This window comes from Pseudomonas sp. TYF_14 (genome assembly GCF_043105275.1).
Lineage (GTDB): Bacteria > Pseudomonadota > Gammaproteobacteria > Pseudomonadales > Pseudomonadaceae > Aquipseudomonas > Aquipseudomonas alloputida.
In genome coordinates this window covers 18,102-29,819 of record NZ_JBICLK010000027.1, presented here as the reverse complement: position 1 = coordinate 29,819, position 11,718 = coordinate 18,102, and the positions used below count along the sequence as shown (strand labels likewise).

Genomic DNA, 11,718 nt, shown 5'->3' with positions numbered 1-11,718 from the left:
GGCAGGGGCGGGCATAATGCTCATTATGTCTACATCTTCAGGAACGCCCGCATGACCCAGATCAGCGTCGAACGCAAACACTCCCTCGGCCGTGATGCCGCCCGCGCCAAGGCCGAAGCGCTGGTCGACAAGCTCAGCCGTGAGTACGACCTCAAGGCCACCTGGAACGGTGACCGGGTGGACGTTGCGCGCAGTGGCGCCAATGGCAGTGTGCACATTGGCGACGACAGCATCCGTGTCGAATTGAAGCTGGGCATGATGCTGTCGATGATGAGCGGCACCATCAAGGGTGAGATCGAGCGGGCGCTGGACAAGGCCCTGGCCTGAGCCAGAGCCGCTCTCAGATTACTGCGGCGCGTCCGCCGGAAAGGGAATGATGCCAATCACCTGCTCCAGGCGCAGATCGCCGCGGTAGATCGCGATGCGCTCGTGTGCGTCTGCGGCCTGCTCGAGCATGGCCTTTCGGCCCCTTACACCTGCATCCCAGAATTTGAGGTGGCCCTTGACGAAGTCATGCCCCCTCGCTTCGAGGCTGGGGTAGTGAAAATGCGCCTCCCACAGTACCCGCTGTGGCGCTTGCACATCGCGAATCTCGTAGACGTCGAGGTAATCATTGGCGTGACGTAGCTGCCGGCGAATCACGGTCTGCCTTATCCGAATCCGCTTCTGCTCAGCCAGGAAGCGAAGGGCCTTGCCGTCGGGATGGCGGGTGTTCAGATACGCGTCGGTGAGCAGCCGAAGCCTCTCTTGATGGATGCGGTCTACCGCAGCCCGAAGGAGGTCGACCAAGCTGGAATCCAGTGGGTTGTTCAGCTCGGTCAGTTGCTGCTGGACTTCGCGCATGTCACCGGCCGGCCATTCCAGAAAGTCGCTCAGGCTGTTGGGCTCATCGGCATAGTGAGCGGCGAAGGCGATTTTTCCATCCACCTCTGCCAGCAGGCGGTTTGCTCGCTGGCGAAGCTGTGCCCGGTCGCGCGGGGCCGGCCGCGCTTGCTCAGGCACGGCATGCCACACCCCGTCGCGTTGCGCGAAACTGCCCGCAGGCTCCTGGTTGAATGCACTGCGCTGGATGGCCCGGTTGCCCATTTGGTCGATTTCCACCAGCAGCGGTCGACCTCGGTCAACGCGGATGACCCGGCGCCTGATCGTTGCGGGGCGATGGTAGGGCGCTGGCGAGGGGGGACTGATGCCGCTGTCGAGGTTGGTCAGGGTCGCGCTCAGTTGCTGCTCCGTGATCTGGGTAATGCTGGACAGTTCGCGTATGTATTCGTCCAGCACGTCAGCGACCAGCGCAGGCGAGTCCAGTGTCCTCATGTATTGGGCGCGATCCAGCACGTTACGGTATTTCTGAAGGATATCCTCAAGCAGTTCGGCTTTGACCTGGGCCGTCTCTTCGGTGGCTGCCAGCCCGTCGTGGCTCCATATTGTGCGGCTGAATTCGATGCCGCTGAGCGGCGCGCGCATCGCAAGCAAATCCTCGGCCGTGTCCGCAGTGAGGCGGGTCTTGTCCACGGCGAGGTAGGCCAGGTCACTGAGCAGCTGGGCCCGAATGACCAGTGTCGAATACGTCCTGCGTTCAATGGTCTTGGCTAGTTTCGTGGCTTTATTGGGAAAATCGATCTTGGGGTCCTGCAGTGTTTCCGCCAGGATCCGATCCAGCCGCTGGCTGACGACAAGCAGGCGGCGGCTGGCCTGGCTGGAATCGCGGACCCGTTCGCGATAATCGAGGTATTGCTGAATCTGCTCGGCAGTCTCTGGAACGCGGGGCAGCCCGATGGACTGTGCACTCAGCGCCTGGTGGTCGACCTGCTCCAGCAAGCGGCGGCACAGCAGCATGTCGTTTTCGATGGCTGCACCGTACCAATTGCCGTATCGGCGTCGGTTCGGGGCTCGGGTGTCGAATTTGCTGAACCTGGGTTCGGCCATCTCCTTGAATACTTCAATGTTTCCATGCAGCAGCGTGCTCTGCCGTTCCAGGTAGAGCGCGGATGCCCGGATTTCCGGCAAATGGCGCAGGCGTTGGGCTTTGAGTGCTTGCCTCTGAACCTGCAATGCTGGCGGCGGTGAAGCGCGCTCATGTGCAGGCAGTGCGTCGATAGCCATGCTGTACTCCAGAGCGAGGTCGTCATAAGCCTGCAGTTGCACTTGGCTGCGTTCCATCAGTGGCGCCATCTGATTAAGCATTTGTTGATTCGCCGTGGCGGTTGCACTCAACGTGTCGAACCGTTGGCGGTTTTCAGCGTTGATGGTGTGCCTGTCCTTTGGCATGCCGCCAAAGAGGCTCACGTTCAAAGTCCATTGTTCATGCCAGCGCGTAAGCCATGGCCCTTTTTGCCGTTCACGACCCACGATGTGGTAACCGTCCGGGTCGCCATTCCATTGCGACACCCATTCGCTGCTGCTCGGCTCGGGCCCGATGATCTGCATGCCGTTCCAGGTCTCGATGACCTCATAGGCGTCATCGCCGAGCTTGACGTAGTACCGGTCGGCGATGCTGTACAGCCCCCGCAGACGGCCCTTAGCCAGTGGCACGTGCCCTTCCAGCGGCTGCGAAGCCTGCAATTGGGCCATTGACTGACGCACCTGGGGCGACAGCTTGCTCAGGCTCTGCTCCTCACGCCAGGCATTTACCCGCATGATCCTGGGCGGCGGCGGCTCGACGGGGGCCTGCCAGGGTTTCTCCTGTGGCTGCTCGAGCGCTGGCGGCGGGGAATCTTCCTTCGGCGCAGGGCCTGAAAAACGGAGCGTAGCGGCCTCTTCGCTGTTGGTGGGTGGCGTTGCAGGGCGGTGGGCAAGGAGCAAGGCCAGGTTGGTGATCAGGTCTATGGCTGCGACGATCTTGTTGTCACCGCTGCGCTTGATCAGCGCCTCCACGTCTTCCTTGGCTGCCGACAGCGCCACCACCAGCCACACCAGCGTGGTCATCGGGCCATGCCAAAGTTGGGTGACGGTATTGAAGATCGCCCACGCAGCCTCCTTCACCAAAGCCCGCACTTCCTGGGCATTGGAGACGCTGTTGCTGGCTGAGGCCAATAACATGGTCTCGATACGCGCGTTGAACAGGTGGGTGTCCAGATCTTCCGTCCACGCCTCGAACGAGACCTGGACCGGGCGTCTGAGGCGTTGCAAAAGGCCGTCCAGTAGCTCGACCGGCACATTGAGCAAGTGCGTCAGCGCTGTAATGTTCGGGTGCAAGTGCGGGTGCTTGAACCCGTCGTTCTGGTAAATCGGGCGCGCGTCATCGTCGAGCCAGGCCAATACGCTCTCTTGCAGTTCGCCCCTGTTGCGGATTGCGTCCATCAGCAATTCGAGGGTCGGAAATTCCTGCAACGCCCTGTCGGCATAGAAGGGGCGGTACAAGACCCAGCTGCCGCTTGCCGGTATTTCGATAATGAACATCCCGTGCGCCACATCGCTTGCCGAAGCGCCAGGTGCGCAAAGAAACGCCAGGGGGGCGATGCGCAGAAGGTCCACGCCATTGGACATGCGCTGGCAGAACCTGAGAATTGCCTGGCTTGCCGTTTCGCCAAGCTGTTGCTCGATCTTGGCTTTCAGGGTGCTGAACCGAAGGGCGTAACGCCATTCCCTGGCATGCTGTCGGATTCGCTCGGCCCTGCGCGGTTGGGTGTTGACTTGGTCCTTCAGGTAGGAGGGGTAGTGACCGCCGATGTCGACCTGATGAATCAGGCCCCTGATCTGGTCGATGCTCAGCCAGTCGGTCACAGGCGAGCCGTCCTCGAAATTCATCCCGCTCATCACCTCGCCAGCCTCCAGCCGCAGGCGTGAAACTGCCAAGTCGGTCAGGGGCACCGTGCGCAAGAACAGTGACTGCCCTTGTGTGCCGGCGCCGATGATGGCTTGGGAAATGCGGATGTGCACATCGTTCGGGTCGTGTACTGCCTTGTCTGGATAGCTGGTCTGCAGGGTCTCACGCAAGCGGCGAGCGGCGTAATCACGGATATCTTCGACATCGCCCAGCGATGTGCAGCCCTTCGACCGACCTTGGTTCGCCGCCAGATCGAGCAGTGCCGTGTGATAGGCGTAGCGGTCCTCAGCGCTGGCATTGAGCAGCCATCGCGGTGGGCTGACAGCGGGCGCAGTTCGTTCCTGCGAAGGCAGGTCGAAGAAGTAAGCTGACGGGTCGCTTACCTGGCGCAGTTGTCGCTCCAGCTCGTCGACGGTTGCCAGGCCACCAAGACGCAGGCGTCCGATGTCGTCAAGGATATCGTTCAGCAGCTGCCTGGCCTGGAAGGCGAAAGGCTGTCCGATCACCGGTCTGTGCGCCCAGGACAACGCCTCGAAGCGATAGCGTTGCGCTAGCTGCCGTTGCAGCGCAGTGGCAAAGCTGGGCAGGTCGACATGGCGACGAACCGAACCGCAGGGCTTGCATTGCAGAACCAGGTTGCGGTTGCCACTTGTGGTGATGAGCAATAGATCCGGTAGGGTAACGGTGTGTGCCCCGCCATCCGTTCCGAGCGTGACTTGTATCGCCTCGACAGCCAGGCTGTCGTGTACCCCGTCGAGCAGGGCGTACATTGCAGCTTTTGCATCATCTGCCAGGCCTTGGCGAGGGAGGTTCTCGAGCAATGCAGCCTTGATGGTGTGCTCCAGCCAGAGCATGCGCGAGACTTGGCTGTCTTCGTCGAGCCCGTTCCAGAAGCCGATCTGGGCTTGCTGGAAGGCGGGTATCAACACGCCAAGCACTGTATCGAAGTCATCGTTGAGCTTCGACAGGTCCGGCATGATTTCGGGTTGGCGGATGTTGTCCGGGCCTTGCTCCTGAATTTGAAACACATGGGGTGGGCTGATGCTCAGCTTGTCTGCGGCGCTTAGTTGCACACGTTCCTTGGCCAGAAAATGCCTGAGAAGCTCGTCCAGCAGCCCGCTCTGACCTGGGAGATCACCTGTGCTGGCCGGTTCATGCAGGATGACGAAAGGATCGAGCGATGTGATGTGAGGGTGGTTGCGGTGCAACCATGGATACCGGTCGCTGAAAACCTGAAATGCTTCTTTTGATAAGACGTCCCTCAGGCTGGGGCGTTTGGAGAAACAGGCTGCCACGCTTTGCTTGAACGTCAGCCTGGGTGGGTTTGCTACAGCAGTCATGGCGTCGATGTCCGTGAGGTGAAGCCTGCGACGCTAGCGCTATGGTCAACGGGGCTTGCGGTATATAGATGCGACAACGACGACCTTAGGGTGAGGTTTCTAATTTTCTTCCCTACCTTAATGCTCAAGCCCAGCCTCCATGGGCGGTTTTCCACCACTCATGAGCATGAGGTACACAGCATGGCCAAAGTGATTGCGAAGAAAAAAGACGAAGCCCTGGACACGCTTGGCGAGGTGCGCGGCTATGCGCGCAAGATCTGGCTGGCCGGTATCGGCGCCTACGCCCGCGTCGGTCAGGAAGGCGCTGACTACTTCAAAGAGCTGGTCAGGGCGGGTGAAGGTGTCGAGAAGCGCGGCAAGAAGCGCATCGACAAAGAGCTCGATGCCGCCAACCACCAGCTTGACGAAGTCGGTGAAGAAGTGAGCCGCGTACGCGGCAAGGTAGAAATTCAACTCGACAAGATCGAAAAAGCTTTCGACGCACGGGTCGGTCGCGCCTTGAATCGCCTGGGTATTCCGTCTAAACATGACGTTGAGGCGTTGTCGATCAAGCTTGAACAGTTGCATGAGCTGCTTGAGCGCGTCGCGCACAAACCATAAGGAGAGCAGGATGGCTGGCAAGAAGAACACCGAAAAAGAAGGCAGCTCCTGGGTCGGCGGGATCGAGAAATACTCCCGCAAGATCTGGCTGGCGGGGCTGGGTATCTATTCGAAGATCGACCAGGACGGCCCGAAGCTGTTCGACTCGCTGGTGAAGGATGGCGAGAAGGCCGAGAAGCAGGCGAAAAAGACGGCTGAAGATGTTGCCGAGACTGCCAAGTCTTCGACCACTTCGCGGGTGTCGGGCGTGAAGGACCGTGCGCTGGGCAAGTGGAGCGAACTTGAAGAAGCCTTCGACAAGCGCCTTAACAGCGCCATCTCGCGCCTTGGCGTGCCGAGCCGCAACGAGATCAAGGCACTGCACCAGCAGGTGGACAGCCTGACCAAGCAGATCGAGAAGCTGACCGGTGCTTCGGTTACGCCGATTTCGTCGCGCGCTGCAGCAACCAAGCCGGCTGCAAGCAAGGCTGCGGCCAAGCCACTGGCCAAGGCAGCAGCCAAGCCTGCGGCGAAAACGGCGGCGGCCAAACCTGCTGGCAAAACCGCAGCGGCCAAACCCGCAGCCAAAACCGCAGCGGAAAAACCTGCAGCTAAGCCAGCAGCCAAGCCTGCAGCGGCCAAACCTGCGGCAGCCAAGAAACCTGCGGTGAAGAAAGCTCCAGCCAAACCGGCAGCGGCCAAACCAGCAGCACCAGCTGCCAGCGCTGCGCCTGCAGCGACCACAGCACCGGCAACTGCCGCCACCCCGGCCAGCAGCACGCCGTCGGCACCGACTGGCACCGGTACCCTGATCTGATACCGCGTCGCCTTCTTCGCGGGTAAACCCGCTCCTACAAGATGCGCCAAACCTTGTAGGAGCGGGTTTACCCGCGAATGCGTCGGCTGCAACACTACATCTCCAGCAGGCCTACCCCTCCAGGTACTTCACTGCCAGCTGCTCCGCCGCCGCCCGGGCCTGGGCCTGCAGATGCGGCGCCACCAGCATCATCACCTGATACACCACGATCCCCACATCCCCCTCGCGCCCCAGCACACGCTGGTAATCCAGCGAGAACATCAGCGTCAGTGTGATCTGCTCGACCAGTTGCCCCAGCGCCTGGGTATCACTTTCTACCAGCCCCTGGCTCTTGAGGCTGGCCAACAGCGCCGCCAGCGTGCGTTTGATTGCATTGATCAGGCTGCGCATGCCTCGGGCGAGTTTGGGCAGGCGCCCGGTCAGGTTGGACAGGTCCTGGAACAGGAAGCGGTACTGAGCCATGCGCTCGACGATCAAGTGCAGAAACAGCCAGTAATCCTCTGCGTCCAGCCGCACCTCCAGCGGTGGGTCCAGCAACGGCATCAACGCTTCTTCAAAACGCTCGAACAAGCCCAGAACCAAGGGCTCCTTGCCATGGAAGTGGTAGTACAGGTTGCCTGGGCTGATGCCGAGTTCGTTGGCAATTTCCAGGGTGGATACGTTGGGTTCGCCCTGCTGGTTGAACAACTGCAGGGCGCATTCAAGGATACGATCGCGGGTTTTCATCCAGTCAGCAGCTCATCGGGTCAGCACGTAGGTGCCTGGCGCGGTGCCTAGCGGTGGGTAAGTGGCGTTGCCCAGTTCAGTACGCGGTGCCTTGAGCAGGCCGGAGCGTGCGGTGATCCACTCCAGCCACAACGGCCACCAGCTGCCTTCACTGCGCTTGGCGTCGTGGAACCAGGCGCGTGGGTCGCTGCTCAGCTTGGGGTTGGCCAGGTAGTAGGCCTTGGGGTTGCCTGGCGGGTTGATGATGCTCTGGATATGCCCGCTGTTGGCCAGCACGAAGCGCCGCTCGCCACCCAGCAGCAAGGCCGAGCGGTACACCGCATCCCATGGTGTGATGTGGTCGTTGCTGCCGGCCACGGTAAAGCTGTCGATATTGACCTGCTGCAGGTCGATCGGCGTACCGCACACCTCCAGCCCGGACGCGTAGGTCAAGGGGTTGAGCTTGAAAAACTCCAGCAGGTCGCCATGCAGCGCGGCGGGCAGGCGCGTGCTGTCGGCATTCCAGTACAGGATGTCGAACGCCGGCGGTGTCTTGCCGAGCAGGTAGTTGTTTACCCAGTAGTTCCAGATCAGGTCGTTGGGCCGCATCCAGGCGAAGATCCGCGCCACTTCACCACCGTCCAGCACGCCACGCTGATAGGATCGTCGCTTGGCCGCTTCGATGGTCTGCTCATCGGCGAACAGGCTGGCCGGGCTTTCGAACTTGCTGTCCAGCAAGCTGACCAGATACGTGGCACTGCGCACCCGGCGCAATTGCTTCTTGGCTTGCAGATGGCCTTGCAGTGCGGCCATGGTCAGGCCGCCGGCACAGGCACCCATCAGGTTGGGGTCGCGGTTGCCGCTGATACTGCGGCAGGCATTGAGCGCTTCCTCCAGGGCTTGCACATAGCTGGAAAGGCCCCATTCACGGTGGCGTGGGTCGGGGTTGCGCCAGCTGACCATGAACACCTGCAAGCCGCTTTTGAGCATGTACTGGACGAAGCTGTTGGTCGCGCTGAGGTCGAAGATGTAGAACTTGTTGATCTGAGGCGGCACGACCAGCAGTGGGCGTGCGTGCTGCTTTTCGCTCATCGGCGAGTACTGGATCAGCTCCAGCAGCTCGTTGCGAAATACCACTGCGCCAGGGGTTGCGGCCAGGTTAACGCCCACTTCGAAGGCGCGCTCGTCCACCTGACGAGGCAGCCCATCGTTGTGACGCAGGTCGTCGAGCAGGTGAGCCACGCCGCGCACCAGGCTCTGGCCGCCGGTGTTGAACAGCTCCTTGACCGCCAACGGATTGAGCAGTGAGTTGCTGGGCGCCAGCGCATCGTTGATCAGGTTGAACAGGAAGTGGGCGCGGGCTCGATCATCGTCGTTCAAATGGCTTTCATCGATCCACTGGCGTGTCTGCTTCTGCCAGGCCAGATAGGCTTGCAGGCCGCGGCGGTAGAACGGGTTCTGGCTCCAGGTCGGGTCACTGAAGCGTGCGTCACGCGGGTTCGGCTGGTAGGGCGTGTCCCCCAGCATCACCCGCCCCAACTGCCCGCCAAGCGCCAGCAGATGATGCGCGGTATGCAGCGGGTGGCGCAGGCCGTGGCGGCCGACGTTGCGCAGCGTGGAAAGCAGGTCGCGGCCGCGCAGGCCGAGGATGGCGTTCTGCACGTTCATGCGGGTGGCGGGGAGCGTTGTCGATCCTTTGGCCGGTTTGTCTGTCATGGCAACACTCCCTCGTCTGATCCATTTCCCCTGTCAGGCCGCAGCTGTTTCACCCCCCCGAGGCCGGACGGGGATGCATGACCGCACGCTGACGTTCTTCCTGCAGGAACTTCATGATGATCGGGGCGACGGCTTCGGCACGGGTGATCAGGAACAGATGGCCGTCGTCGATAATGTGTAGCTGGGCATTGGGAATCCGCCAGGCCAGCAGGCGCATGTTGATCAGCGGGATCAACGGGTCGTCGTCGCCAGCCAGTACCAGGGTGGGCTGCCGGATCTTGTGCAGCCAGTGGATGCTGGTCCAGCCGAGCCCTGCGAACAGCTGCCAGTAGTAGCCCAGCTTGCCGCCGGAGCGCACCTTGGCGGCATGGTGCATGGCCAGGTCGGGGTCACGTCGGAAGCCGCCGCCATAGATCATCGGCGCAATGCGGATGACATGCGATGGCTGCACGTAACGCCGGGGGCTGGCCATCATCCACAGCACCTTGGGCTTGCCTGGCACCATTACCGCACCGGCAGCGGTGGCGGCCAGCACCAGCTTCTTGCAGCGCTCGGGGTAATCGTGAGCAAACTGCTGGGCCAGGGCGCCGCCCCAGGACACGCCGATCACGTTGACCTGGCCGTAGTCGAGGTAGTCGAGCATCCGCGCGGTCAGCTTGGCCAGCCCAGGGAAGCGGTACGGGTTGCGTGGCGTAGACGAGCCGCCGACCCCGGGCACATCGAAGGCGATGACTTCCAGGTCCGGGTCAAGTGCATCGATGAACGGGAACACCAGCTCGAGGTTGGCGCCGATGCCGTTAAAGATCAGCAACGGCGTCAGGTGCGGCTTGCCGGGGCGAACAGCGGTGCGGATGGACTGGTTGTCCAGCTCGACGGTCCTGAAAATATAGGGTTGCGGCATGCACGTGACTCTTGGGTGAAGTAAACACCGTGGCGCCGTGCAGGCCGCCGCGGCGCTGTAACTCAACGCTCGTGAACGTAGGTGCCTGGGGAGGCTTCGCCGGCGGCATAGGTACGGTTGCCCAGGCGGGTCGGTGCCTTTTTCAGCGCGCCGGCACGCTCGCCCAGCCAACTCTGCCAGTGCAACCACCAGGAGTCTGCATGCTTGATGGCATTTTCCTGCCAGGCCACCGGGTCACCCGGGCGATCGGCACCGGTCATGAAACGTGCCTTCGGGTTGCCCGGCGGGTTGAGGATGCTCTGGATATGCCCGCTGTTGGACAGTACGAATTCGATCTTGCCGCCGAACAGATGTGCCGAGCGGTAGCATGACGGCCAGGGGGTGATGTGGTCGTTGGTGCCGGCTAGGCTGTAGATGTCGCATTTGACCTGTTTCAGGTCGATCGCGGTGCCGCACACTTCCAGGGCGTCGGGGCGGGTCAGCGGGTTGCTCTTGAACATTTCGATCAGGTCGCCGTGGAAGGCGGCCGGCAGGCGCGTGGTGTCGTTGTTCCAGAACAGGATGTCGAACACGGGGGGCTCATTGCCGAGCAGGTAGTTGTTTACCCAGTAGTTCCAGATCAGGTCGTTGGGGCGCATCCAGGCGAACACCTTGGCCATTTCGCTGCCTTCCAGCACGCCCGCCTGATAGGAGTGGCGCTTGGCGGCCTCCAAGGTCTGCTCGTCGACAAACAAAGCAACCTGGTTGTCCATGGTGGTGTCCAGCACGCTGACCAGCAGGGTCAGGGCGTTGACCTTGTTCTCGCCAATGGCGGCATAGTGGCCCACCAGTGCGGTACAGGTGATGCCACCGGAGCAGGCGCCGAGCATGTTCAGGTCCTTGCTGCCGGTAATCGACAGCACCGCGTCGACGGCTTCTTTCAGCGCATCGATGTAGGTGGACAGGCCCCATTCACGCTGGGCCTTGGTCGGGTTGCGCCAGCTGATGATGAAGGTCTGCTGCTGCGAGCGCAGGCAGAAGCGCGCCAGGCTCTTTTCCGGGCTGAGGTCGAACACGTAGAACTTGTTGATCTGCGGTGGCACCACCAGCAGCGGACGGGCATGCACCTGTTCGGTGATGGGGCTGTACTGGATCAGTTCCAGCACATCGTTGCGGTACACCACCGCGCCTTCGCTGGTGCCCAGGTTCTTGCCCACTTCGAAGGCATCCATGTTCACCTGGCTGGGCATGCCGCCGTTGTTGACCATGTCCTTGGCCAGGTTGGACAGGCCATCGAGCAGGCTCTTGCCGCCGGTTTCGAAGAAGCGTTTGACCGCAGCCGGGTTGGACAGGGTATTGGTCGGCGCCATGGCCTCGGTCATCAGGTTGATGACGAACTGGCCGCGGCTGATGTCCTGGGGGGACAGGTCGCTGCTGCTCACCCAGTCCTGCAGCTCCTTGCGCCAGGCCAGGTAGGTTTGCAGGTAGCGGCGGTACAGCGGGTTGTTGCTCCAGGCCGGGTCATTGAAGCGACGGTCGTCGCTGTCCGGGGCCAGGCTGGATTTGCCCAGCAACACGTTCTTCAGCTCCAGGCCAAAGTGAGCCACATGCTTGGCGCTGTGCAGCGGTTGGCGCACGGCCTGGCGCAGCACGGTGCGTGCCGAGCTCAACAGGTCCTTGCGGCGGATGCCGATGACCGGGTTCAGCCCCAGGGTGTTTTCCGAGGCCTGCCGCTGCAGCTCATCGTTGTTCTTGTTACTCATCTACGACGCTCCGTTGTCCTGAGACGAGTACCGGTTGCTGTGGCGGGTGCACAGCCCTGAGCCCGGTACTGCTACTCGGGTGACCAGTGATAAGGAACAGCGGTGCTGCGTGGGTTCTGCCGACCTGCAAAGTCATGCAGGGAACTTGCCAC

At 61.7% G+C, this 11,718-nt stretch carries 8 protein-coding genes; 3 read left to right on the top strand and 5 right to left on the bottom strand.

What is annotated here, in order from left to right; all coding sequences use genetic code 11:
* The first annotated feature begins 51 nt into the window (after positions 1–51).
* A complete protein-coding gene (locus ACF8O8_RS07100; RefSeq protein ID WP_003249289.1) occupies positions 52–327 on the top strand; it encodes a polyhydroxyalkanoic acid system family protein in 276 nt (91 codons plus the stop codon).
* Between the two features lie 18 nt (positions 328–345).
* On the opposite strand, the gene ACF8O8_RS07095 is transcribed toward ACF8O8_RS07100, so the two are convergent.
* Positions 346–5,106 (bottom strand): DUF6543 domain-containing protein, encoded by a 4,761-nt coding sequence (locus tag ACF8O8_RS07095; RefSeq protein ID WP_010955572.1) that lies wholly within the window; start codon positions 5,104–5,106, stop codon positions 346–348.
* 180 nt (positions 5,107–5,286) lie between these two features.
* Here ACF8O8_RS07095 and ACF8O8_RS07090 point away from each other — a divergent pair, with 180 nt between their 5' ends.
* Both ACF8O8_RS07090 and ACF8O8_RS07085 read left to right on the top strand, forming a co-directional pair.
* A complete protein-coding gene (locus tag ACF8O8_RS07090) occupies positions 5,287–5,706 on the top strand; it encodes a phasin family protein (protein WP_010955571.1) in 420 nt (139 codons plus the stop codon).
* A gap of 10 nt (positions 5,707–5,716) precedes the next feature.
* Positions 5,717–6,502: a phasin family protein gene (locus ACF8O8_RS07085; protein WP_010955570.1), complete on the top strand. Its 786-nt coding sequence runs from the start codon at positions 5,717–5,719 to the stop codon at positions 6,500–6,502.
* 111 nt (positions 6,503–6,613) lie between these two features.
* On the opposite strand, the gene ACF8O8_RS07080 is transcribed toward ACF8O8_RS07085, so the two are convergent.
* From ACF8O8_RS07080 to phaC (ACF8O8_RS07065), 4 genes are all read right to left on the bottom strand, one after another.
* Positions 6,614–7,228 (bottom strand): TetR/AcrR family transcriptional regulator, encoded by a 615-nt coding sequence (locus ACF8O8_RS07080; protein WP_010955569.1) that lies wholly within the window; start codon positions 7,226–7,228, stop codon positions 6,614–6,616.
* 12 nt (positions 7,229–7,240) lie between these two features.
* The gene (gene phaC / locus ACF8O8_RS07075) at positions 7,241–8,923 is read right to left on the bottom strand and encodes a class II poly(R)-hydroxyalkanoic acid synthase (RefSeq protein WP_392509439.1); all 1,683 of its coding nucleotides are present in this window, start codon (positions 8,921–8,923) and stop codon (positions 7,241–7,243) included.
* A 49-nt stretch (positions 8,924–8,972) separates the two neighbouring features.
* Positions 8,973–9,824, bottom strand: a complete 852-nt coding sequence (gene phaZ, locus ACF8O8_RS07070) for a poly(3-hydroxyalkanoate) depolymerase (RefSeq protein ID WP_010955567.1) — start codon at positions 9,822–9,824, stop codon at positions 8,973–8,975.
* 62 nt (positions 9,825–9,886) lie between these two features.
* The gene (phaC, locus tag ACF8O8_RS07065) at positions 9,887–11,566 is read right to left on the bottom strand and encodes a class II poly(R)-hydroxyalkanoic acid synthase (protein WP_010955566.1); all 1,680 of its coding nucleotides are present in this window, start codon (positions 11,564–11,566) and stop codon (positions 9,887–9,889) included.
* Between the last annotated feature and the right edge of the window lie 152 nt (positions 11,567–11,718).